Consider the following 23,339-nt stretch of genomic DNA (forward strand, 5'->3'; position numbering starts at 1 on the left):
CCAGCTTCCGCTGAGCGGCAGCGGGATGACGATAGAGGAACTTCGGCACCGTCGGAGCGTCGCACAGATCTGGCAACCCAAGCTTTCCCCGCACGTTGACGCCGAGGATAGTCAACACGCCGATCCGGCTCGCGAGCCCGAATCCTGGAAGGAGGTCCCCATGCGTCGCAAACCCTGTCTCGCCATCCTCCTGGCGGCTGCCCTCGCCCCGGCGCCGCTCCTCGCGCAAGCGGAGCCGCCGGCGCGGGATCCCGGGATCACCGGCTCGCTTAGGCCCGGCCACCCGCGACACCACCGGCGTCGGCCAGACCAAGCCGCCGGGCGCGGCGCTCGGCCCCGATGCCGGCCTGACGCCGGAACTGCAGCAGCGCGACCGCGAGATCCAGCGCCGGATCGACACCGGGATCTGCGACGGCTGCACCGAGTAGGCCCGGCACGGCCGATCCCGCGCATTAATCCGCTCTGCATTAGACGGAATGATCGGTTGCAGGTGCGGCGAGCCGACGCCTAAACCGGCGGCAACCGGCCCGGCCACCGCGCCTCGCGAAAGCCCGAACGGGCCACCAACACAACCGCCACAGGGAGAGCGCCATGAGCCAGCGGGTCGTCGAGGTCAGCCAGGATGCGCGCGCGCGGGCGCATATCGACGAGGCGAAGTATCAGGCCTGGTACGAGGCCTCGATCCGCGATCCGGAAGCCTTCTGGCGCGAGCACGGCAAGCGGATCGACTGGTTCACGCCCTACGCCAAGGTCAAGGAGACGACGTTCGGCCCCGGCGACGTCTCGATCAAGTGGTTCTCCGACGGCGTCACCAACGCCGCCCATAACTGCATCGACCGCCACCTCGCGACCCGCGGCGATCAGGTCGCGATCATCTGGGAAGGCGACGACCCGTCGGAATCGCGCCACATCACCTACCGCGAGTTGCACGCGGAGGTGTGCCGGATGGCCAACGTCCTGCGCAACCGCGGCGTCTCCAAGGGCGACCGGGTGACGATCTACCTGCCGATGATCCCCGAGGCCGCCTATGCGATGCTGGCCTGCGCCCGGCTCGGCGCGATCCACTCGGTGGTGTTCGGCGGCTTCTCGCCGGATTCGTTGGCCGGCCGCATCCAGGGCTGCGATTCGAAGCTCGTCATCACCGCCGACGAGGGCCTGCGCGGCGGCCGCAAGGTGCCGCTGAAGGCCAATGTCGACGCGGCGATCCAGCGCCTCCCCGCCGACAGCGTCGACCACGTCGTCGTGGTGCGCCGCACCGGCGGCGCCGTCGAGATGGATCCGGTCCGGGACGTCTATTACGACGCGGCGGCCGCCCAGGTCACCGACGAATGCCCGGTGACGCATGTCGAGGCCGAGCACCCGCTGTTCCTGCTCTACACCTCTGGCTCGACCGGCCAGCCGAAGGGCGTCGTCCACACCACCGGCGGCTACCTCGTCTACGCGTCGATGACGCATCAATACGTCTTTGACTATCACGAGGGCGACATCTACTGGTGCACCGCCGATGTCGGCTGGGTCACCGGGCACTCCTACATCCTGTACGGGCCGCTGGCGAACGGCGCCACGACGCTGATGTTCGAGGGCATCCCGACCTATCCGTCGATCTCGCGGTTCTGGGAGGTCGTCGACAAGCACAAGGTCAACATCTTCTACACCGCCCCGACCGCGATCCGCTCGCTGATGGGCGCCGGCGAGGGGCCGGTGAAGAAGACCTCGCGGTCGACCCTGCGGGTGCTGGGTTCGGTCGGCGAGCCGATCAACCCGGAAGCCTGGGAATGGTACTACCGGGTCGTCGGCGACGAGCGCTGCCCGATCGTCGACACCTGGTGGCAGACCGAGACCGGCGGCATCCTGATCACCCCGCTCCCCGGCGCCACGCCGCTCAAGCCCGGCTCGGCGACGCGGCCGTTCTTCGGCGTCAAGCCGGTGGTCGTGGACGGCGACAACGTCGTCCAGGACGGCGCCTGCGAGGGCAATCTCTGCATCGACGAGTCCTGGCCCGGCCAGATGCGCACCGTCTGGGGCGACCACGAGCGCTTCGTCCAGACCTACTTCTCGACCTTCCCGGGTCGCTACTTCTCCGGCGACGGCTGCCGGCGCGATGCGGACGGCTATTACTGGATCACCGGCCGGGTCGACGACGTCATCAACGTCTCGGGCCATCGGATGGGCACGGCGGAGGTCGAATCCTCGCTCGTCGCGCACCCGAAGGTCTCGGAGGCCGCGGTGGTGGGCTATCCCCACGACATCAAGGGCCAGGGCATCTACGCCTACGTCACCCTGATGCAGGGCGAGGAGCCCTCCGACGCGCTCCGCAAGGAACTGGTCGCCTGGGTGCGCAAGGATATCGGGCCGATCGCCTCGCCCGACCTGATCCAGTTCGCCCCCGGCCTGCCCAAGACCCGCTCCGGCAAGATCATGCGCCGCATCCTGCGCAAGATCGCCGAGGACGAGTTCTCCTCGCTCGGCGACACCTCGACGCTCGCCGAGCCGGCGGTGGTCGAGGACCTGATCGAGAACCGGCAGAACCGCCTCAAGTGACCAAGGCGCCGGGGCCCGGATCGGGCCCCGGCGATTTAATCCCGCGCGAGACGGTCGCGCGCATCAGACCTTCGTCGTAGTGAGAGGCGTCTAAGTCTCTTTGCGCTGGCATTCGCCGCGGAATCGGGTCATCCGCATTATTGCGCCGCAAAATGGCAATCGGCGCAAGCTCAGCCTGGCGTGAACAGGCACTCGAACAGACCGAAGCATCGGCTTCATCACCTCGTGTCGTTTTCGGCGCGCGGCGGAGCTGTGTCTGGTCACAGAAGCGAAACAAAGGGAGGCCCGCCGATGGCAGAGGCAGACACCGCACGGGTTCTGGCGAGCCCGAAATTCCGCCAACTCGTGGCCGAACGCACCCGCTTCGGCTGGGTCTTGTCCGGCGCGATGCTGGCGATCTACCTCGTCTTCATCATGCTGGTCGCCTTCGCGCACGGCCTGATGGCGGCGAAGATCGGCTCCGGCGTGACCTCGCTCGGCATCGCGCTCGGCCTCGTCGTCATCGTCGCGGCCTTCGTGCTCACGGGCATCTACGTCGCCCGGGCCAACGGCCGCTTCGACGACCTGACCCGCGACCTCAACCGGGAGCTCGGCCGATGACCGCGCGCCGCATCGTTCTCGTCACCGCCCTCACGCTCCTCGGGGCGGGCGTGGCCTTCGCCGCCGGTCCCGACCTCGGCGCCGTGCAGAAGCAGGCGACGAACTGGACCGCCGTCGCGATGTTCCTGCTCTTCGTGCTCGCCACGTTGGGCATCACCTACAAGGCCGCCGCGGGCTCGAAATCGGCAGCGGACTTCTACGCCGCCGGCGGCGGCATCTCGGCCGGTCAGAACGCGCTCGCCATCGCCGGCGACTACATGTCGGCGGCCTCGTTCCTCGGCATCTCGGGCCTCGTCTTCTCGTCGGGCTTCGACGGGCTGATCTACTCGATCGGCTTCCTCGTCGGCTGGCCGATCGTGCTGTTCCTGATCGCCGAGCGCCTGCGCAACCTCGGCAAGTTTACCTTCGCCGACGTCGCGAGCTTCCGCCTCGACCAGACCCGGATCCGCATCCTGTCGGCGACCGGCACCCTCGTCGTGGTGGCGTTCTACCTGATCGCCCAGATGGTCGGCGCCGGCAAGCTGATCCAGCTCCTGTTCGGCCTCGACTACCTCACCGCGATCATCGCGGTCGGCATCCTGATGATCGTCTACGTTGCCTTCGGCGGCATGAAGGCGACGACCTGGGTGCAGATCATCAAGGCCTGCCTCCTGCTCGCCGGCGCCTCGTTCATGGCGCTCGCCGTGCTGTGGCGCTACGGCTTCAACCCGGAGGCCCTGTTCGCGGCGGCCGTGGCCGAGCACCCGAAGCACGAGGCGATCATGGCGCCGGGCGGCCTCGTCGCCGATCCGGTTTCGGCGATCTCGCTCGGCATCGGCTTGATGTTCGGCACCGCCGGCCTGCCGCACATCCTGATGCGGTTCTTCACGGTGTCGGACGCGCAGGCGGCCCGCAAGTCGGTGTTCTACGCCACCGGCCTGATCGCCTACTTCTACATCCTCACCTTCATCATCGGCTTCGGCGCCATCACCTTCCTGATGGGCGATCCGAGCTACTTCAAGGCCGGGGCGAACGGCGCCTACGACCGGATCACCGGACTTCTCGGCGGCTCCAACATGGCGGCGGTGCACCTCGCCAACGCCACCGGCGGCTCGCTCTTCCTCGGCTTCATCTCCGCGGTGGCCTTCGCGACCATCCTGGCGGTGGTGGCCGGCCTGACCCTCGCCGGGGCCTCGGCGGTCAGCCACGACCTCTACGCCCAGGTCTTCGCCCGCGGGCGCACCACCGAGGCCGGCGAGGTCCGCCTGTCGAAGATCGCGGCGGTCGTGATCGGCCTCGTGGCGATCTATCTCGGCTACGTGTTCGAGAATCAGAACGTCGCCTTCATGGTCGGTCTCGCCTTCGCGGTGGCAGCGAGCTGCAACTTCCCGGTCCTGGCGATGTCGATCCTGTGGAAGGGCACCACGACGCTCGGTGCGCTCGTCGGCGGCCTGATCGGCCTCGTCAGCGCGGTCGTCATGGTGGTGCTGTCGAAGGCCGTGTGGGTCACCACCTTCGGCCATCCGGCGGCGCTCTTTCCCTACGACAACCCGGCCTTGTTCTCGATGCCGCTGGCGTTCCTCGGCATCTGGGGCGTGTCGAAGATCGACAACTCCGCCCGGGCGAAGCGCGAGCGGGCGGCCTTCGAGGCGCAGTACGTGCGCTCCGAGACCGGGATCGGGGCGGCGGGCGCGCACGCGCATTGATGGGGCGAGGGGCGGCGGCCGGTGGTCGCCGTCCCCCCATTCCAGATTGTTCAAAGAGAGCTTCGTTGTCCTCCCCCTTTCCCGAACGACTGGAGCGTCAGCGGAAGGAGATCCGGGATCCAGCAGGAAGAGTCGCGAAGCGTCCCTGTGTCTGCAACGGTGCAGCATGCAGAGCCGCTTCGCGGCACGTCTCTACTGGATCCCGGATCTCCTTCCGCTGACGCTCCAGTCGTCCGGGAAAGGGTTAGGCTTACGAGCTGCGTCTCGTGCGTCAGGCGGCGGGTGTTGTTCTCATTGGGACAGCGGAACGGAGCCGTCCCCTCAATGCCCACCCGGCTCCGCATGCATCCGCCGGATCCGCCTGACCGTCCACCACACCCCCACCAGCACCAGCGGCACCGCCACGGCCGTCCCGATCGTCGCGTCCACAGGCACGCCGGCATGATGCACGCCCTCCAGCACGTGGTGGACGAGGCTCGCGACGTAGTAGGTGATCGCCGCGACCGACAGGCCCTCCACGGTCTGCTGCAGGCGCAATTGCAGCCGCACCCGGTCGTTCATCGACTGGAGCTGGGCCTGGTTCTGACGCTCCAACTCGATATCGACCCGGGTGCGCAGCATCTGCGCGGCGCGGGCGAGGCGGCGGGAGAGCAGGTCCTGGCGCTCGGCGATCACCAGGCAGGTGCGGATCGCCGGGTTGTAGCGCCGGTTGAGGAACATCGACCAGCTGGTCTGCCCGGGCAGCGCGTGCTCGCTCGCCGCGGTAAGGCGCAACCGCACCAGTTCGTCATAGGCCCGGGTCGCGCCGAAGCGGTACATCGTGCGCGACGACCCGGCCTCGAGCTCGGCCGCGAGCGCGATCAGCCGGTCGAGGAGCGCGTGGTTCTCGGCGAACCCCTCGCTGGTGCGCATCGCCTCCATCAGGGTCGGCAGCTCGGTCTCGATGTGCCGGATGGTCGGCCCTAAGCTCTGCGCCTCCGGCAGGCCGAGGAGCGCCAGCGTGCGGTAGGTCTCGATCTCGAGCAGGCGCTGCACCAGGGCGCCGGCGCCGAGACGGCTGAGGCGCCGGTCGGCGACGACGATGCGGACATAGCCGTGCGGATCGGGCTGGAAGTCGGTGGCGATCACCGCGGCCCCGCTCTCGGCCTCCGCCATGGCGAGCGAGGCGGCGTTGAAGGTCGAGACGATCTCGGTCGGCAGCCCGCCATCGACGGCCGGCAGGAGGTGGAGGTCGACCGCGACGAGGAGCGGGCCGGGCTGGGTCACCTCGCCCATCGCGCCTTCGAGCGCGTCGGGCTGGGGCTGGAAGGCGTGGCCGAGGGCGTCGCCGTATTCCCAGGTATAGGTGGTGAACTCGCTGTGGCTCTCCCAGCGCAGGATCGCGCCAGAAAAGACCACCCGGTGCTGCTTGGCGCCCGGCGCCGGGCCGGGATGGCCGAGGCCGGTGCAATAGGCCTCCAGCGCGTCGCGGTCGGCCGAGGCGGCCTCGCCGTCGGTCAGGAAGGCGTAGTGCAGGAAGCGGCGCGGCGTCTTGACCGGGGTGAAGGGCCGGGCGTGAACCTCCGCCAGCACCCGCGCCCGCAAGGGGTGTTCGTCCAGCCGCATCCTCGTAGAAGCCCCGCTTGTCGTCACGTTCTAGCGAGGCTTGGCCGAGGCCGGCTCACGGGTCAACGGGCCGGCCGTAAGGTTCCTCAGTGCCGGAAGTGGCGGTGGCCGGTGAGCACCATGGCGAGGCCGGCCTCGTCGGCGGCGCGGATCACCTCGTCGTCGCGCATCGAGCCGCCGGGCTGGATCACTGCCGTGGCACCGGCCTCGGCCGCGGCGAGCAGGCCATCGGCGAAGGGGAAGAACGCGTCGGAGGCCACCACCGCACCGCGGGCGAGGCTCTCGGGGAGCCCGGCGGCCTTGGCGGCCTCGGCCGCCTTCCAGGCGGCGATGCGCGAGGAATCGACCCGCGACATCTGCCCGGCGCCGATGCCGACGGTCGCGCCGTCCTTGGCGTACACGATGGCGTTCGACTTGACGTGCTTGGCGACCCGGAAGGCGAAGCGCAGGTCCGACAGCTCGGCCTCGGTCGGCGCGCGCTTCGTCACCACCTTGAGCGGCATGTCGTCGACGACGGCGTTGTCGCGGTCCTGCACCAGGAAGCCGCCGGCCACCGTCCGCCAGGCCTGGCCGGGCGCGCGGGGATCGGCGATGCCGCCGGCGGTCAGCAGCCGCAGGTTCTTCTTGCCGGCGACGATCGCGACCGCCTCCTCGGTGGCATCGGGCGCGATGATCACCTCGGTGAAGATCTCGACGATCTTCTTCGCTGCCTCGGCGTCGAGGGTGCGGTTGAGCGCCACGATGCCACCGAAGGCCGAGACCGGATCGCAGCGCAGGGCCCGCTCGTAGGCCTCCAGAAGGCTCGCGCCTTCCGCCACGCCGCACGGGTTGGCGTGCTTGACGATCACCACCGCAGCCGCGCGGGTGGGGTCGAACTCGCTCACCGCCTCGTAGGCGGCGTCGGTGTCGTTGAGGTTGTTGTAGGACAATTCCTTGCCCTGGAGCTGGCGCGCCGTCGCGACGCCCGGGCGCGGAGCGCCGGCGGTGCGATAGAACGCGGCTTTCATGTGCGGGTTCTCGCCGTAGCGCAGGCCCTGCGCCAGCGTCCCACCCAGCGCCCGGAAGGTCTGCGCCTCGGGCGCGGCCTCGATCTCGCCCGCGAGCCAGGTCGAGATGGCGGCATCGTACGAGGCGGTGCGGGCATAGGCCTTCTGCGCGAGCCGCCGGCGGGTCGCGAAGGTGACGGCGCCGTCATGGGCGTCGAGGTCGGCGAGCACGGCACTGTAATCGGCGACGTCGACCACGACCGCCACGTCCTTGTGGTTCTTGGCCGCCGCGCGGATCATAGCCGGACCGCCGATGTCGATGTTCTCGATGCACTCGGCCGCCGGCTTGCCCGCCGCCAGCGTCGCCTCGAACGGATAGAGGTTGACGACGAGGAGATCGATCGCCGCGATGCCGTGGGCCAGCATGGCGGCCTGGTGCTCCGGGTTGTCGCGGATGGCGAGCAGCCCGCCATGCACGCCCGGATGCAGGGTCTTGACCCGCCCGTCCATCATCTCGGGGAAGCCGGTGAGGTCGGAGACCTCCGTGACGGAGAGCCCCGCCTCGGTCAGGGTCCGGTGGGTGCCGCCGGTCGAGACCAGGGTGACGCCGCGGGCGGCGAGCGCACGCGCGAACTCCACCAGCCCGGTCTTGTCCGAGACGGAGAGGAGCGCGCGGGAGATGCGGGAGAGGTCGCTCGCCATGATGAACCTAAGTCTTTCGGTCGTGGGGCGGGCACGGGACGGACACCGAGCCGGCGCAGGAATTTCGGGCGCGCCTAGCAGAAACCGCCGGTCGAAGCCAGATGTTGCGCCGCGAAAGGATGAGAAGGCGTCATCCGCTTACTCGGCGGCATCGGCCGTGGAGGAGTGCGCGGTCGCGCCGTCTGACGGATAGGCTCCGGGGGACAGACTTGCTATGAGGGGGCCGGCCGCGCCCGAGCCCGGGAGCGGCCGGTCGCGCCACGGGAGGCGGTGATTTTCTCCGACAGTCCTTGGGGGACGGGCCTCGGCCTGTTCGCCATCGTGTTCCTGGTCTTCGCGAACGGGTTCTTCGTTGCGGCCGAGTTCGCCCTGGTGGCAGTCCGCCGCAGCCGGGTCCAGGAGCTCGTCGCCGAGAAGCGGGCCAATGCCGGCGCCCTGCAACGGGCGGTCGACAGCCTGGATTCGCATCTGGCGGCCACGCAGCTCGGCATCACCATCTCGTCGCTCGCCCTCGGCTGGGTTGGCGAGCCGGCTTTGGCCCACCTGATCGAGCCCCTGCTCGCCTTCCTGCCGCAGGGCGCAGGCACGGTGGGGGCGCACGCCGTCGCGGTGGTGCTCTCCTTCGTGGTCATCACCTCGCTGCACATCGTGCTGGGCGAGCTGGCGCCCAAGAGCCTGGCGCTCCAGCGCAGCGAGCGCACGGCGCTCGCCATCGTGCGGCCCTTGCGCCTCTTCCTGCTGGTGTTCCGCCCGGCGATCTCGTTCCTCAACGGGCTCGGCAACGGCGTCTTGCGCCTGTGCGGGCTGCAGCCAGGCTCCGGCGAGGGCTCGCTGCACTCCACGGCCGAATTGTCGCTGCTCGTCGCGGCGAGCCAGGAGGCCGGCCTGATCCAGGAGGCGCAGCAGGCGGCGGTGCAGCGCATCTTCGGCATCGGCGAGCGCAGGGTGCGGGACATCATGACCCCGCGCCACGAGGTCGACTGGATCGACATCGACGACCCGCGCGAGGCGGTGCTGGAGACGATCCGGGCCTGCCGCCACGAGCAGCTTGTGGCGAGCCGGGGCGAGATCCACGAGATCATCGGCGTGCTGCGCAAGCAGGACGTGCTCAACCAGCTCCTCGACGGGGCGCCGATCAACCTCGACGCGATCATCCGCGAGCCGATCGTCGTGCACGAGGGCATGCCGATCCTGCGGGTGCTCGAGACCTTCAAGGCCAAGCCCGTCCGGATGGCGATCGTCGTCGACGAGTACGGCGACCTCGAGGGCATCGTCACTCAGACCGACCTCCTCGAGGCGATCGCCGGCGACATCCCGGAGACCGATGACGACGAGCCGATGGTGGTCGAGCGCCAGGACGGCTCGCTCCTGATCGACGGCATGATGCCGGCGGTCGAGGCGTTCGAGCGCCTCGGCTTCACCGAGCGGCCCGACACCGACGACTTCTCGACGCTCGCCGGCTTCGTGATCTTCCAGCTCGGCCGCATCCCCACCGCCGGCGACGGGTTCGAGCGCAGCGGCTGGCGCTTCGAGGTCGTCGACATGGACGGGCGCCGGGTCGACAAGGTCCTGGCCGAGAAGGTGGAGGCGTGAGCCCTTCCCCAGCGTGAATCGGACTTGCAAACCTTCGCCGTCCGGCTAGGTATCCGATTGCCAGATTATCCCGGCTTGCCCGCCAGACAGGAATCGGGCGCCCGGCTTTCGTCACGGAGCTTTCCCATGAACCTCAACCGCACCCTGCTGCTCGCCGCCCTCCTGGCCGCGCCCCTCGCCCTGCCCGCCTCGGCCGAGGCCAAGCCGAAGGCCGACCGCACCATCGCGGCGGTCGACACGGATTCCGACGGCACGATCGACCTCGCCGAGGCCAAGGCCGCGGCCGGCGCGGTGTTCGACAAGCTCGAGAAGGACGCGGACGGCACGCTCGACACCAAGGAGCTGCAGGGCCGCGTCAGCCGCAAGGACATGAAGCAGGCCGATCCGGACAACGACGGCACCCTGGACAAGAACGAGTACCTCGCCCTGGTCGAGGCCCGCTTCAAGTTGGCCGACCCGGACAACGACGGCACCCTCGACGCCAAGGAGATGAAGACCCCGGCCGGCAAGGCCCTGGCGCGTCTGCTGAAGTAAGACTTAGAGAGTTAGGTCTCGAAAATTTAAGACTGATAAATTCAAGGCTTGGATCGGGGCGGCTCAAGGCGGGCCGCCCCGTTCTCGTATCAGTCGCAGCGCTCGCTGTGCACGGTCTTGCTGTCGCCGAACTCGTTGGTCTTCTTGACGGTCTTGGTCTCGCAGCCGCCGACCGAGCCGGTCGACTCGACCGAGCGCTTCTCGATCACGGTGCTGCGCTCCACGGGAGCGGAATCGCGACGGATCACCGTCACGTCCTCGGCGAGGGCCGGAACCGTGACGAGGGCGGCGAGGGTCGCGAGGGTGGCGAGGCGGAAGGACATGCCGGTCTCCAGGCTTGAGCGGTGAATCGTCCTCCAAACGCCATAGTCGAGAAGACGGTTCCGTAACTTCATCGAGGTCTTCACCAAGTCTCGCGACGATCCGCGCGGCTCCTGCGGCCCCGTGCGTTTCACCCTTGCCGATGCCCTCAAAACGGCGCGAATGGCAGGTGAAGTGCCGCAATGCCGCGGGCCGGACCCGGAGCCGCGCCGGCCAGGAGACCATCACCGTGCCCGCAGCCGGCCCCGTCGACCGCAGCTCATCGGGAGAGGCGGCGCAAGCCGGCTTTCCGGCGCGCCTCGCCGAAGCCTGGCGGGCGGCCGGGCTGCCGATCCCGCAGCACGCCTGGTTCTGGATCGGCATCCTCGCGCTCAGCGCCGGGGCGGGCCTGCTCTACGACGCGCTGTTCCAGAACGGCATCCCGCTGGTGGCGGCGATCCATGGCGTGTTCATCGGCGCCTGCGCGCTGCTGATGGAGCGCGGCACCCTGCTGCCGCGGCTCCAGGCGCGCCTGCGCCGCCTGCCGACCTTCCTCTACGTGCCGATCGCCGAGCTCGCCTATGTGGGAATGATCACGCTGGGCCACGCCACCGGCGGCGTGATCGTCTGGAGCACGGGCCTGACGCCCGAGCCCTTCGCGGTGGCGGTGGTGCCCTCGCTGCGGGTGCTCGTCTACGCGCTCGCGGTCTCGGCGCTCCTCGTCTTCGTGGTGCGGATGCGCGACCTCATCGGCGCCGAGGTCTTCGTCAACCTCCTGGTCGGACGCTACCACCGGCCGGTGGAGGAGGAGCGGATCTTCCTGTTCGTCGACGTCGTCGGCTCGACGGCCTATGCCGAGACGCATGGGGCGCTGAAGACCCAGGCCTTCCTCGGCGCGGTCTTCGCGACGCTCGCCGAGCCAGTGCGGCGCTGCCAGGGCTCGACCGACGACTTCATCGGCGACATGGCGATGATCACTTGGCCGATGGCCCGCGGCCTGCAAGGCGCGCGCTGCGTCGCCTGCGTGCTGGCGATCCAGGAGAGCCTGACGCGGGACGCGGCGGCCTGGCAGGAGCGCTTCGGCGCCGTGCCGCGCATCCGCGCCGCCCTGCATGGCGGGCCGGTCGTCACCGCCGAGGTCGGGGTCGACCGGCACAAGATCGCGTATTTCGGTGATGCAGTGAACGTCACCGCCCGGCTCGAGGCCCTGTGCCGCACCCTCGACGCGCCGGTGCTGATCTCCGGCGACCTCCTGGCCAAGCTGCCGCGCCTGCCCGACGGCGTACGGGCCCGGCCGCTCGGCGAGCACGCGGTGCGCGGGCGCGACCAGGTCCTGGCGGTCGCCGCCCTGGAACAGGCCCCGCGCGCCGCCGGCCGGGCCGCTGCCTGACGCCGACGCGGGAGCGTCCTCCCGGGACCTATGCTCGTCCAAGACGGTCGCACCCTCCCGCGATCGAGGCCGCGTCGCGCCGCAATCGTCGTTGCTATTCGGATCGGGGGATGCCTGCTTCCATCGGATGTGGCGGCCTCGAATCTAACATGTGTAGAGCGGGAATCGTTTCCTTGGACATGGACCGCGCGAGCGGCCACGCGCGAAGCGTCGCGCACGGTCGATCCGCTCGTGCATGATGAAATTGCGAAACATTTTATGCATCTGTAACCATCGGTGGACGTCTTACCATCTCACGGTTGCTGCCGCCGGGGTACGTCCTGCTGCCTGACATCGACGATGAGCAATATATGTTCTTCCTCTCGTCCGAAAGGTGCTGTCGCCGCGCGGAAGGCATAAGCCAAAGAGGATGATGCCGGGCCTTGCCCCTCAGTCGAGTTGGACGGCCCTCCCGCCAACGGTGAGTTCAGCACAACCTCTCCCTGCAACCGGGATCAACAAGAAATGCAGTGCAGGATTGACCCTGGGCCGGCGTTGCTTCTTTTTCCCTTGCGGTTCCGGCGCCGACATCATAGTTGCACCGTTAAGCAAAGACAGACCGGCCCAGCGGCATCCGAGTCCTGAGGTGGGAATGTCGAAGCGTCCGGCGGGTCTACCTTCAGAAGAGGGCCGATGTGATGAGTGAGAGTGAGGCGTCGACGAACCATATCGGGCTCGCCGCGGACATCGTGGCGGCGTTCGTGAGCAACAATTCGGTTCCGGTCGGCGATCTGCCGGGACTGATCACCTCGGTTCACCACGCGCTGGACGGCCTTGGCCGTGCCGGTGCCGCCGAGCCGGCCGAGCCCCTCACCCCGGCCGTGCCGATCAAGAAGTCGATCATGCCGGATTACCTCGTCTGTCTCGAGGACGGCAAGAAGTTCAAGTCGCTCAAACGCCACCTGCGCACCCGCTACGGCCTGTCGCCGGAGGAGTATCGCGAGCGGTGGAACCTGTCGCCGGACTATCCGATGGTGGCGCCCAACTACGCGGCCGCGCGCTCGGAACTGGCGAAGACCATGGGATTGGGGCAGCAGCGGCGCAAGTTCCAGCGCGACGGCGCTGCCAACGGTCAAGACCTGGACGGCGAGGACTGAGCCGCGGGCGGGCCGGATCTGCTTCCGTGGCCGCAACTAAAAGTTGCGGTGATGGGGCGCCCTAATCCCAGTCGGGATTGGGGCGCTCGCCGATGAAGCAGTTGGCGCGGGGCTCGCCCTGGGCCCGCCGCAGCAGCGGCTCGCCCTCGCGGCCCGCGACCTCGCGGATGATCTTGGTGCGGATCGCCGCCGCGAACTGGTCGCGCTCGCGCACCGGCACCATGAAGCTGCCGCTGCCGCCGATCACGCAGTCGCGGTAGTAGAGGTCGAGGTCCTTGATGTCCCAGGGCCCGCTCGGCTCGCGGATCATCAGCGGCAGGCCGTTGATCACGATCCCCTGGCCGACGGCGTCGTCCCGCGCCTTGGTCACCGCGCGGCCCTGGTTGTTCGGGCCGTCGCCCGAGACGTCGATCACCCGCCGCGTCGCCTCGAAGCCGCTGCCGGCGAGCAGGCCGGCCGAGAAGTCGATGGCGCTGGCGATCGAGGTCCAGGTCGAGCGCCGGGGCGGGCTCTGGCCCAGCTTCTCGGCGAAGCCGGTCGCCTCCTCGGGCCCGGCGATCAGCGTCCAGGGCACCACGATGCGCTGGTTGCCGACGCCCGCCCACTCGACATAGGTGACGGCGATGCGCCCGACCATGCCCTGGCGGATCGCCTGGTGCACCGCCGGATTGCGGAACGCCTCGACGTAGCCCTCCCGCTGCACCGCCTGCTCGTCGCCGGTCATCGACAGGGAGACGTCGACGGCGAGTACCAGGGCGACGTCGACCTCGACCGGATCGCCCCCCGCCCGAACGGGGGGGCCGGCCGTTCCCGCGACGACGAGGCAGGCGAGAAGCGCGACGACGCGTGATCTCATCCGGGGACTCCCCTGCGCCGGCCCGTGCGGGGCTCTCGGCGAAACGCCAGGATCGGCCGCCCGGCCGCCCGAATGCAAGCGCCGCGAAGGCTTTGCCTCGACACGCTCCCGTGAGGCGAAGCCGCGCAGGGCTCGGCCCCGTGGGGCGGTTCGGATGTGTGTGGTCCCGTGCGTTCTGCTGTGGATGACTCCGGGGACAGGCCGTGTCTTAGGCTGGGGACAAGGCGGGCCCGCGGAGAGTCCGGATTGTCCGGCCGCACGTCGAAAGCGGCGCGAGAGGTCCCCCGATGCGCCGCCCCTCCAGCCTCGCCGACCGCCTGTTCTGGCCGATCGTGGCCGGGGGCGCGGCGAGCCTGTGGTTCGGCCCCCGGGCGCTCGCCGTCGCCGGCCTGGTGGTGCTGGCGCTGGTCGTGCACCGGCTCGGGCGCGGCGGCCGCTTCCGCCGGCGGGTCCGGGCGATCGCCCGCCGCCACCGCGAGACCCTGGCCCTGCGCCGCCGGCAGGAGAGCTACGTCGACCCCTACGGCAACGAGATCCTCGACGGCTGGCTGCGCGAGCGCACCTACTTCGCCGAGCGCACGGTGCTGCCGCGGCTGGAGGCCGAGGGCTACGGCGACCTGATCGAGGCGCGGTGGGACGAGATCCTGGACACTGTCGAGGCGGCATCCCTGAGCGTCCCGGTGCCGGACGAGGCGGAGACGCTGCCGGAGGACGGGCTCGCCTACGAGCGCTACTGCGCCGCCCTGCTGGAGCGGGCCGGCTGGGAGGCGCGCACCACGAAGGCCGCGGGCGACCAGGGCGCCGACGTGGTGGCGGAGCGGGACGGGGTGAGGCTGGTGGTGCAGTGCAAGCGCTACGCGAAGCCGGTCGGCAACGGCGCGGTGCAGGAGGTGGTGGCGGCCCGCAGCTACTGGAGCGCCGATTGCGCCGCCGTGGTCTCGAATGCCGGGTTCACGCCGGCGGCCCGCAAGCTGGCAGCGGCGACCGACGTGCTGCTGCTGCACCACGATGCCCTCGCCGCCCTGCGGGTGCGGCCGCGCTGAGGGTGCGCGGCGACCGGCCGGTCTCGCGGACCGCGTCGTGCCGCGATCCGCGAGGAACCGGTATCCCCGTCGTCGGAAAATGCTCTAATGCGTCAGCGTGCAGAGATTCCAGATCTGCTTGAATTCCTGCTGGGCGCGCTCGCGCTGGTTCTCGATCGGCACGGAGGACGGGCACAAGCTCGAACGGTCGGCGGCCTCCGCACCATCGGCGAAGCCGTAGGCATCGAGAGGGGCCTGGAGCGAATCCTGCCGCGCCGCACCGAGCACATCGTGGGGCCGGGACAGGGTCGAGGCCATCGTCATGATCGTTTCCTCCTGTTTCTCTTGTTATGCTCAATCTTGCGGCTATTGCTGCCGCCTGGCAATGCCTCTCGCCCGAGAAATAGTCGCGGCTAAGCGTTCGCGCCCCGCTGTTTCCGCGCGAACACAGCAGGGCTCCATGATGGGTGCCCGATCTCTGCTTTCCCGAGCGGCAGATCTGCCCGCCGATACAGCAGTGTCCGGGTGCGGGGAGCGGCGCGCGTGAGCGGCCTGCGCCGCCTCGCCGGGCTGCCGGGCCTCGCGCTGCGGGGGTTCGTCGGGCTGGTCTATCCGCCGAGCTGCATCGCCTGCGGGGCCGCGACGGCGGTGCCGCACGCCCTCTGTGCCGGCTGCTGGAGCGAGATGCGCTTCATCGAGCGGCCGTATTGCGAGCGGCTCGGCACGCCGTTCTCGGTCGATCTCGGGGCGCCGGGCCTGCTCTCGCCGGCCGCGCTCGCCGACCCGCCGGTCTATCAGCGCGCCCGCGCGGTGGCGCGCTACGACGCGACGGCGCGGCGCCTGGTGCAGCGGCTGAAATACGAGGACCGGCTCGACCTCGCGGGGGCGCTCGGGGCGATGATGGCGCGGGCGGGGGCCGAGCTGATGGCGGAGGCCGATCTCGTGGTGCCGGTGCCGCTCTGGCGCTGGCGGCTGTGGCGGCGGCGCTTCAACCAGGCCGCCCTGCTCGCCCGCATCGCGACGCGCGGCAGCGGCGTGCCGGTGGCGCCCGAGCTGCTCGCCCGGGTGCGGCGGACCCGCCAGCAGGTGGGTCTCAGCCGCGCCGCCCGGGCCGAGAACCTGCAGGGCGCCTTCCGGGTGCCGGACGGAGCGCGGCCGCGCCTCCAGGGCCGGCGCGTCCTCCTCGTCGACGACGTGCTGACCACCGGGGCGACGGCCAACGCCGCCGCCCGGGCGCTTCTGCGCGGCGGGGCGGCGGCGGTCGACGTGCTGGTCTTCGCCCGCGTGGTGAGCGACGGGCGCGACGTGGTCTAGAATTCTGCCCGGTCGCGTGGCGATCGGGCAGTGCTGCCGTTCAGGCGCGCTGCACGGTCCCGATCGGGCTCTCGGACGCGGCCGGCGCCTCGGTCTCGGCGGCGGCCAGGACCTTGCCGCGGGGCCCGACCCAGGCGCCGACCCACTTGCGCGACCACATGGCGAGGCAACCGAGCACGATGGCCGCGAAGGCGGCGTAGACCAGGAAGCCCACGGCGAAGCCGTCGGTATACTGCTTCGACAGGCCCATGGCGTTCGGCAGGATGGCACCGCCGAGGGCCCCGACCTCGCCGATCATCGAGCCCGCCACCGCGGTGTTGGTCGGCCAGCGCAGGGGCACGAGCTGGAACAGCGCGCCGTTGCCGGCGCCGAGCGCCGCGAAGCAGATCATGAACAGCAGCGTGGTCATGACGAGCGTCGGCGCCGCGGTGAGCGCCAGGAACGAGCCGACGGCGGCGAGCAGCACCACGGTCAGGACCAGGATGCCGCCGATCCGGTCGGCGAAGTAGCCGCCGAGGATGCGGATGCCGGAGCCCATCAGGGCGGCCAGCATGGTCAGGCGCCCGGCCTCGATCTTGGTGACGGCGAATTGCTCGTAGAAGAAGGTCGGCAGGAAATTGGAGAGCCCGATGAAGCCCCCGAAGGTGATGACGTAGATCAGGTTGAAGGCCCAGCCGTCCTTCTCGAACAGGCAGGAGACGTGCTCCTTGAAGCTCTGGTGCTCGCGGTCCGGCGGCTCCTTGGCGAAGACGATCATCACGGCAAGGGGGATCAGCATGAACACGCCGGCGAAGCCGTAGACCGCCTGCCAGCCATAGGCCTGGGCGAGCGGCGGGGCGAACAGCACGGCGAGCACGGTGCCCGAATTGCCGGCCCCGGCGATGCCCATCGCCAGGCCCTTGTGCTCCGGCGGGAACCAGCCCGAGCCCAGCGACAAAGCCACGCCGAACGAGGCGCCGGCGATGCCGAGCAGCACGCCCATGGCGAGCACGTCGTTGAACGAGTGCACCAGGAAGAATCCGTAGGCCATCGCCAGGACGATCAGCGACATCTCGGTGATCGCGGCGTTCTTGCGCCCGATATACTGGGCGAGCACGCCGAGGGGGAAGCGCATGATCGCGCCGGCGAGGATCGGCAGCGAGATCATGAAGCCGGTCTGGGCCGGCGTGAGCTTGTAGGTCTCGGTGATGAACGGGCCCATGGCGCCGTTGAGCACCCAAATCGCGAAGCAGAAATCGAAGTACAGGAACGCAGCGAACAGGGTCGGGGGATGACCCGACTTCATGACGGTCTTGAAACTGGCCATATCGGAGCCTCACGCAGCCCCCGCGGGGGGTCTTCGACGCGCTTCAGGGTGAGGACCTCCGGCCCGGTGCGCTCCGGTTCCGGTTCCTCAGTCTGTCGGACATCCGTGTCCAAGGCTCGGGCGTCTTTGCCCCGCGGGCCGTACGGCCAGCCTGCGAGGAAGGATTGCAGGTCTCGTGCCAAACGTGCGCGGGGACCGGCCGGGCTTTCTGGCCGCCGGTTGCCTCACGGGCAGGCACAGGCTGGCGCGCCCGGCGGCAGCGTGATGACCGACGCGCAATGTCGTGTCCCAGCCGATCGGGAGGCAGCCCTTCGCTGCTCTCCCTCCCCTTCCATCTACAACCTCATCCCGAGGTCGTGGATGGGATCGGTGTGACGTGATCAGACCCTGCGATCACACCGTCACGTCGAGCACCCGCCCCTGCCCCGGCGGGACCGGAGCGGCTGGCGCGCTCGCCGTCTCGGCCACGAGGCCGGCGACGGAGCGCTCGGCGTCGATCTGGCGGCGCATCGCGAGGGTCGCGACCTGCTGGCTGAAGGCGGCGTTCTGCTGGGCCAGGGCGCCGGTGGCGAGGGAGGCGGAATCGATGCTCATCCCGCCAGCTTGCGCCCGAACCGTGAGCAGGCGGTGAAGACGTCAGCTCAGGAGCTGCGACATCCGGGCGAGCGCCGCCGCGAACCCGGCGAGCGGCACCGTGATGGTCTCGAGTTCGCCGTTGGGCTTGGTGCCGGTGACGCGCAGGTTCACGGCGGTCTTCATCGCGTCGGTGGCGACGGAGGGGAAGCTGATCGGCACGATGCAGCCGGCCTGGACGCAGGAGGTGTAGGGCGCGCCCTTGCCGAGGGTCGCGTCGTCGAGCTTGAAGGTTACGCCGGGATCGATCGACAGGCCGAGTGGCATCAGCATGAGGCCGTTGCTGCGCCCGTCCTGGGGGGCGTTGAGCTCGATGCTGAAGCGGCGCTGCCCGGTCTGGGCCACCCCTTGCGCCTGCGAGAGCTGGCACTGGCGCTTCTCGTTCTCGCGGGTGCAGCTGACGGTCCAGTCGCCGTAGACCTCGCTCACGGCGCTCGCGCCGTTGGGCCAAGACCCCGTCGAGGAGACCCCCGTCGGGGCGGCCACCGGAGCGGGCGCCGCCTCGGCCTTCGGGGCGGGCGCGGGCTTCGGCGCGGGGCGGCGGGGCGCCGGCTTCGGCGCGGGCTTGTGGGCCGGGGCCTCGGCCGCGGGCGCCTCGGCCGCCGGCTCCTCCTGGGCGCGGGCGGGCCCGGCCAGGAATGCGGCGAGGACCAGGAGGCTGGCGAGGGCGGGACGGCAGGGCGACATGACGGAATCCTCGGCGCCCGCTCGGCGCCCCGGGGCGCGAAGCGGGCCTTTGTCTCGCGGCTCCTCTAGAGCGGCGAGCGCCGGAAGGAAAGCCGCCACAGGTCCATTCCCGCCGTCATCCTCTTGAGATATCTTGGATTTATTCCAATGAGCCCCGCCGCGCCGGCCGATATCCTCGTGCCGGATCGGCGTCAGCCGATATCCTCGTGCCAGATCGGCGTCAGCCGATATCCTCGTGCCACGTGCGGCCGTCGCGTTCGATCAGGGCGATCGCCGCGGTGGGCCCCCAGGTGCCGGCCGGATAGGGACGCGGCGGCTCCGGGCGGTCGGCCCAGGCGTTGAGCAGGGTGTCGGCCCAGGCCCAGGCCGCCTCGACCTCGTCGCGGCGCATGAACAGGGTGGCGTTGCCGCGCACCACGTCCATCAGCAGGCGCTCGTAGGCGTCCGGGTAGCGCTGGTTGAAGGTTTCCTCGAACGAGATGTCGAGGCCCGTCGCCCGCAGGCGCATGCCGCCGGGGCCCGGCTCCTTCGTCATCACCTCGAGCTTGATGCCCTCCTGCGGCTGCAGCCGGATCACCAGGCGGTTCGGCTCGCGGGCGAACTCGTCGGAGAAGATGCTGAACGGCGAGGAGCGGAACTGCACCACGATCTCGGAGACCTTCTGGGGCAGCCGCTTGCCGGTGCGCAGGTAGAACGGCACCCCGGCCCAGCGCGGGGTCATCAGTTCGAGCTTCAGGGCGACGAAGGTCTCGGTCAGGCTTTGGCGGTCCTCGGCGAGGTCGGAGACGTAGCCCGGCACCGGCTGGCCGTTGACGGCGCCGGCGACGTACTGGCCGCGGACCGTGCGCAGCGGCACCTCGTGGGCGGGGATCGGCTTCAGGGCGCGGAGCACCTTCAGCTTCTCGTCGCGCACCGCGTCGGCATCCAGCGAGAGCGGGCTCTCCATGCCGAGGAGACAGAGGAGCTGGAGCATGTGGTTCTGCAGCATGTCGCGGAGCGCCCCCGACGTGTCGTAGTAGCCGCCGCGGCCCTCGACCCCCACCGTCTCCGCCACGGTGATCTGCACGTGGTCGATCACGTCGGCGTTCCACAGCCGCTCGAAGATCGTGTTGGCGAAGCGCAGGGCCAGGAGGTTCTGCACCGTCTCCTTGCCGAGATAGTGGTCAATGCGGAAGATCTGGCTCTCGGGAAAGACCTTGCCGACCTGGTCGTTGATCGCCCGGGCCGAGGCGAGGTCGTGGCCGATCGGCTTCTCCAGCACCACGCGCGAGCGCTCGCCGATCAGCCCGTGAGCGCTGAGGTTGCGGCAGATCGCGCCGTACAGGCTCGGCGAGGTGGCGAGGTAGTAGGGGCGCACGTGGTCCGGATGCTCGGCGAGCAGGTTCGCCAGGTCCTGCCAGCCCGCCTCGCCGGCCCCGTCCACCGCCACGTAGCGCAGGTGGTCGAGGAAGCGGGTCAGCGTGTCGGGGTCGCGGTCGGCGGCCGGCACGTGGCGCTCCAGGGCCGCGGCGGCGAGGTCCCGGTACTCGCCGGTGTCGAGGCGGGTGCGCGCCGCCGCGACAATGCGGCTCTCCTCCGGAATCTGCCGGTCGCGGAAGCGATAGTAGAGCGCCGGCAGCAGCTTGCGCATCGTGAGGTCGCCGGTGGCGCCGAACACGACGGCATCGAAGGGGGCGACGGGGATGATCTTGTGCATCGGGTGACGGGTCTCCCGCTGGTGCCGGCTGTCCCTGCAAGGGAGCGGCCAGCCGCTGTGTCTCGGCGAACGTGGCGTTCTCGTCCGGTCCGGTCTCGCGTCGATGGCGCGCGGTCTGCGCCTCTCGCGGCATTTCTCCCATCCTCCCGCGTCGTTGCGGGGCAGCGACGCAGCCCCGGAACGACCGGAAGGATTTTTCAGTCGGTCGAGCGACGACCGGTCGACCCTCGGCCGCGTCAGAACGAGGCCGGCGTCGCCGCGGCCTCCCTGACGCCCTCGTCCGCCCCGTGGCTCCCACCCTCCAGCGGCGCCGCCATGTGGGCCGCGAAGGCCTCCTTGTGGTCGGGGTGCCAGCGCGATAGGGCCGGGCGGTTGCGGATCACGTCGTCGGCGGCCCAGCGCATCCGCTTCTCGTCCATCTCCCGGGTGGTCTCGTTGTCCGGGCAGAGGATGTAGAAGTCGCCCGCCGCCATCCGCTCGAGCATGAAGTCGACGGTCTGTTCCGGCGTCCAGGCGCCGGCCGGCTTCTCCGTCGCGCCGCGGGCGCGGGTGAGGCCGGTATAGACGAAGCCCGGGATCAGCAGGTGGGCGGTGACGGAGGATCCCGTCTCGCGCAACTCGTGCGCCAGCGCCTCCGTCGTCACCTTCACGCCTGCCTTGCTGACGTTGTAGGGCGTGTTGCCGGGCGGCGTGGTGATGCCCTGCTTCGAGCCGGTGACGATCACCGCCCCGGGCGTCCCCGCCGCGACCATCCCCGGCACGAAGGCCTGGACGGCGTTGATGACGCCCCACAGGTTGGTGTCGATGATGCGGTGCCAGGTCGCGGCGTCGGAGGAGAAGCGCCCGCCGGCCTCGATGCCGGCATTCGCCATCAGCACCGCGACCGGCCCGAGGGTTTCGGCCTCGCGGTGCAGGGCCTCCAGCGCCTCTGGCCTGGTCACGTCGGTCGGCACCGCGCGGACCTCCGCCGCGCCGCCTGGCGCCGCGGCCGCGACGGTGCGGCCGGCCTGGTCCAGGGCCTCGCCGGGGAGGTCGGCCAGCACCACCCGCAGGCCCGCCCGGGCGAAAGCCGTGGCGGCCGCGAGGCCGATGCCGCTCGCCGCGCCGGTGACGACGGCGACGCGGCCCTGCGCGAGTGCCGGGTGGTGGGTCATGGTGCGCTCCGCCTGAGATCGGGTTCGTTTCAGGGCGGCAGGTAGGCAGCCGCGCCGGAAACACCACGGGCGGCGGCGCAAAATTCGTGCGGCGGCATGGCAACCATGCGCGACCTCGAAACCCGGCCTCCCGAACGGGAGACCGGGCGGATCATCCCTGGGGAGCTACTCCCCCGACGACTCGGCGGGCTTCGGGAAGAGCTCGCCGGAAGGCTCGCTCCCACCCTCGGCCCCCTCGGCTCCCTCGAACCGGGTGCGGCGGCGGCGGCGGGGACGGGGTGCCGGGGCGTCGGCCTCCGCCTCGACCGGCGTGGCGGGGGGCGCCGGCGGCGCCTCCTCGACCGGAGCCGGCGCTGGGGCCACGGGACGCACCGGGGTGGTCAGGAAGGCCGGCAGGCCGGTCGGCTCGTCGGCGGCCAGGATCGGCTCGGCGCGGGGCTCCTCGCGGCGGCGCTCGCGGCGGTACTCGGAGCGGCCGCCCTCGCGGTAGCCGTCCTGACGCGGGGCTTCCTGACGCACAGGCTCCTGACGCACCGGTTCTTGGCGCGGCTGCTCGGCGCGGGACGGATCCTGACGCTCGCCGCCTTGCCGCTCGGGACGATCTTGCCGCTCAGGACGATCTTGGCGCTCGACGCGATCTTGGCGCTCGGCCCGGTCCTGCCGCTCGGGACGCTGCTCGGCCCGCTCCTGGCGGTCGCGCTGCTGGCGCTCCTGGCGGTTCTGGAAGCGCTCGCGGCGCTCCTGCCGGTCAGGTCGGTCCTGACGCGGCTGGTCCTGACGGTCCTGCCGATCGAAGCGGGACGGGCGGTCGTCGCCGCGATGGTCGTAGGGCTGCGGCTGCTGGCCGGGGTCGCCGTAATCGTCGGCGGCGCCGTAGCCGGACTGGGCGTAGCCATTGACGCCGCGATCGTTGTGGCCGCGATCCTGGGCCGGGTAGCCGTTCGCCGGCGCGGCCTCATCGTCGCCGTCATCCTCGTCGTCGTAGCCCTGGCGGCCGTAGGTGCCGCCGTATTGCTGGCGATACTGCTCGTTCGCGGCGGCGATGATGCGGAAATAGTGCTCGCCGTGCTGGAAGTAGTTCTCGGCCATCACGGGATCGCCGCTCGCCTGGGCGTCGCGGGCCAGCTGGGCGTATTTCTCGGCGATGTGCTGGGCGGTCCCGCGGATCTTCACGTCGGGGCCGTTCGACTCGTAGGCCCGGGTCAGCGGGTTCGGCCCCTTGGTGTTGCTGCGGTTGCGGCCACGCATACGCCTGTTCTGGTTCGGTCTCATCGGCCTCGACTGACCCTCTTCGACGACTTGAAGGGCGGGACTTCGCGCGCGGCGGGTCGTCGTCCGCGGAGCCGGGCGGCCTCTGCCGGGCCGCGTTCCGTCTCCCCAGCGATGTCCGCCTTGCCCTGTGCGACCGCGGGCCGTCTCACGGTCCGGCCACCGTCGATCCACAGATGCGGGGCACCGGACCGCCTACGCGCTCATTGGTCTGCCCGGTGGTGGAAGATCGTCCAAAGGTCCGCGCTCAATGTCGCGCCCGAAGAACTGAGCCTGGCTGTGTTGTCCGGACCGTTCACGATCTGCCCCGCGACGTTAGCGGGTTCGGCC

General features: G+C 70.3%; 21 protein-coding genes. 10 read left to right on the forward strand and 11 right to left on the reverse strand.

The features are described 5' to 3' along the window. The first annotated feature begins 95 nt into the window (after nt 1-95). From ABZT49_RS10320 to ABZT49_RS10335, 4 genes are all read left to right on the forward strand, one after another. On the forward strand, nt 96-428 hold the full coding sequence (locus tag ABZT49_RS10320) for a hypothetical protein (RefSeq protein WP_355285910.1): 333 nt from the start codon (nt 96-98) through the stop codon (nt 426-428). Between the two features lie 163 nt (nt 429-591). Then, a complete protein-coding gene (acs, locus tag ABZT49_RS10325) occupies nt 592-2,541 on the forward strand; it encodes an acetate--CoA ligase (protein WP_355285912.1) in 1,950 nt (649 codons plus the stop codon). Between the two features lie 291 nt (nt 2,542-2,832). Beyond that, nucleotides 2,833-3,141 carry a DUF485 domain-containing protein gene (locus tag ABZT49_RS10330; RefSeq protein WP_355285914.1) on the forward strand — a complete coding sequence of 103 codons (309 nt, stop codon included), beginning with the start codon at nt 2,833-2,835 and terminating at the stop codon, nt 3,139-3,141. Further along, nucleotides 3,138-4,826, forward strand: a complete 1,689-nt coding sequence (locus ABZT49_RS10335) for a cation acetate symporter (protein WP_355285916.1) — start codon at nt 3,138-3,140, stop codon at nt 4,824-4,826. The genes ABZT49_RS10330 and ABZT49_RS10335 overlap by 4 nt, the downstream gene beginning before the upstream one ends. A gap of 321 nt (nt 4,827-5,147) precedes the next feature. Here ABZT49_RS10335 and ABZT49_RS10340 read toward each other — a convergent pair whose 3' ends face one another. Both ABZT49_RS10340 and purH read right to left on the reverse strand, forming a co-directional pair. Further along, complete coding sequence (locus ABZT49_RS10340) at nt 5,148-6,431, reverse strand: DUF3422 domain-containing protein (protein WP_355285917.1); 1,284 nt, start codon at nt 6,429-6,431, stop codon at nt 5,148-5,150. 86 nt (nt 6,432-6,517) lie between these two features. Further along, nucleotides 6,518-8,119: a bifunctional phosphoribosylaminoimidazolecarboxamide formyltransferase/IMP cyclohydrolase gene (gene purH / locus ABZT49_RS10345; RefSeq protein WP_355285919.1), complete on the reverse strand. Its 1,602-nt coding sequence runs from the start codon at nt 8,117-8,119 to the stop codon at nt 6,518-6,520. Between the two features lie 270 nt (nt 8,120-8,389). Between purH and ABZT49_RS10350 the strand changes: the two genes are divergently transcribed. Both ABZT49_RS10350 and ABZT49_RS10355 read left to right on the forward strand, forming a co-directional pair. Beyond that, nucleotides 8,390-9,712: a hemolysin family protein gene (locus ABZT49_RS10350; protein WP_355285921.1), complete on the forward strand. Its 1,323-nt coding sequence runs from the start codon at nt 8,390-8,392 to the stop codon at nt 9,710-9,712. Nucleotides 9,713-9,838: 126 nt separating this feature from the next. Next, a complete protein-coding gene (locus tag ABZT49_RS10355) occupies nt 9,839-10,246 on the forward strand; it encodes an EF-hand domain-containing protein (RefSeq protein WP_355285922.1) in 408 nt (135 codons plus the stop codon). Nucleotides 10,247-10,335: 89 nt separating this feature from the next. On the opposite strand, the gene ABZT49_RS10360 is transcribed toward ABZT49_RS10355, so the two are convergent. Then, nucleotides 10,336-10,569 carry a hypothetical protein gene (locus tag ABZT49_RS10360; protein ID WP_099908470.1) on the reverse strand — a complete coding sequence of 78 codons (234 nt, stop codon included), beginning with the start codon at nt 10,567-10,569 and terminating at the stop codon, nt 10,336-10,338. A gap of 323 nt (nt 10,570-10,892) precedes the next feature. Here ABZT49_RS10360 and ABZT49_RS10365 point away from each other — a divergent pair, with 323 nt between their 5' ends. Continuing rightward, nucleotides 10,893-11,936, forward strand: coding sequence for an adenylate/guanylate cyclase domain-containing protein (locus tag ABZT49_RS10365; RefSeq protein ID WP_355285961.1), 1,044 nt, complete (start codon nt 10,893-10,895; stop codon nt 11,934-11,936). Nucleotides 11,937-12,613: 677 nt separating this feature from the next. Continuing rightward, the gene (locus ABZT49_RS10370) at nt 12,614-13,072 is read left to right on the forward strand and encodes a MucR family transcriptional regulator (RefSeq protein ID WP_355285924.1); all 459 of its coding nucleotides are present in this window, start codon (nt 12,614-12,616) and stop codon (nt 13,070-13,072) included. A 61-nt stretch (nt 13,073-13,133) separates the two neighbouring features. On the opposite strand, the gene ABZT49_RS10375 is transcribed toward ABZT49_RS10370, so the two are convergent. After that, nucleotides 13,134-13,928 (reverse strand): DUF1194 domain-containing protein, encoded by a 795-nt coding sequence (locus tag ABZT49_RS10375; RefSeq protein WP_355285925.1) that lies wholly within the window; start codon nt 13,926-13,928, stop codon nt 13,134-13,136. Nucleotides 13,929-14,215: 287 nt separating this feature from the next. On the opposite strand from ABZT49_RS10375, the gene ABZT49_RS10380 reads away from it, so the two are divergent. Further along, the gene (locus ABZT49_RS10380; protein WP_355285927.1) at nt 14,216-14,971 is read left to right on the forward strand and encodes a restriction endonuclease; all 756 of its coding nucleotides are present in this window, start codon (nt 14,216-14,218) and stop codon (nt 14,969-14,971) included. A gap of 84 nt (nt 14,972-15,055) precedes the next feature. On the opposite strand, the gene ABZT49_RS10385 is transcribed toward ABZT49_RS10380, so the two are convergent. Next, a complete protein-coding gene (locus ABZT49_RS10385; protein ID WP_355285929.1) occupies nt 15,056-15,274 on the reverse strand; it encodes a hypothetical protein in 219 nt (72 codons plus the stop codon). Between the two features lie 228 nt (nt 15,275-15,502). Between ABZT49_RS10385 and ABZT49_RS10390 the strand changes: the two genes are divergently transcribed. After that, nucleotides 15,503-16,264, forward strand: a complete 762-nt coding sequence (locus tag ABZT49_RS10390) for a ComF family protein (RefSeq protein WP_407943482.1) — start codon at nt 15,503-15,505, stop codon at nt 16,262-16,264. Between the two features lie 40 nt (nt 16,265-16,304). Here ABZT49_RS10390 and ABZT49_RS10395 read toward each other — a convergent pair whose 3' ends face one another. The 6 genes from ABZT49_RS10395 to ABZT49_RS10420 all read right to left on the reverse strand — a co-directional run bounded on the left by ABZT49_RS10395 (nt 16,305) and on the right by ABZT49_RS10420 (nt 22,988). Beyond that, nucleotides 16,305-17,570, reverse strand: coding sequence for an MFS transporter (locus tag ABZT49_RS10395; protein WP_355285932.1), 1,266 nt, complete (start codon nt 17,568-17,570; stop codon nt 16,305-16,307). Between the two features lie 393 nt (nt 17,571-17,963). Beyond that, nucleotides 17,964-18,164 (reverse strand): hypothetical protein, encoded by a 201-nt coding sequence (locus tag ABZT49_RS10400; protein ID WP_355285934.1) that lies wholly within the window; start codon nt 18,162-18,164, stop codon nt 17,964-17,966. A 42-nt stretch (nt 18,165-18,206) separates the two neighbouring features. Beyond that, nucleotides 18,207-18,890: an invasion associated locus B family protein gene (locus ABZT49_RS10405; protein ID WP_355285936.1), complete on the reverse strand. Its 684-nt coding sequence runs from the start codon at nt 18,888-18,890 to the stop codon at nt 18,207-18,209. Nucleotides 18,891-19,110: 220 nt separating this feature from the next. After that, nucleotides 19,111-20,586, reverse strand: a complete 1,476-nt coding sequence (gene zwf / locus ABZT49_RS10410; RefSeq protein ID WP_355285938.1) for a glucose-6-phosphate dehydrogenase — start codon at nt 20,584-20,586, stop codon at nt 19,111-19,113. Nucleotides 20,587-20,822: 236 nt separating this feature from the next. Further along, a complete protein-coding gene (locus ABZT49_RS10415; protein ID WP_355285939.1) occupies nt 20,823-21,740 on the reverse strand; it encodes an SDR family NAD(P)-dependent oxidoreductase in 918 nt (305 codons plus the stop codon). Nucleotides 21,741-21,905: 165 nt separating this feature from the next. Continuing rightward, complete coding sequence (locus tag ABZT49_RS10420) at nt 21,906-22,988, reverse strand: DUF4167 domain-containing protein (protein WP_355285941.1); 1,083 nt, start codon at nt 22,986-22,988, stop codon at nt 21,906-21,908. Between the last annotated feature and the right edge of the window lie 351 nt (nt 22,989-23,339).

This window comes from Methylobacterium sp. EM32 (assembly GCF_040593685.1).
In the GTDB taxonomy this organism is placed as follows: Bacteria; Pseudomonadota; Alphaproteobacteria; order Rhizobiales; family Beijerinckiaceae; genus Methylobacterium.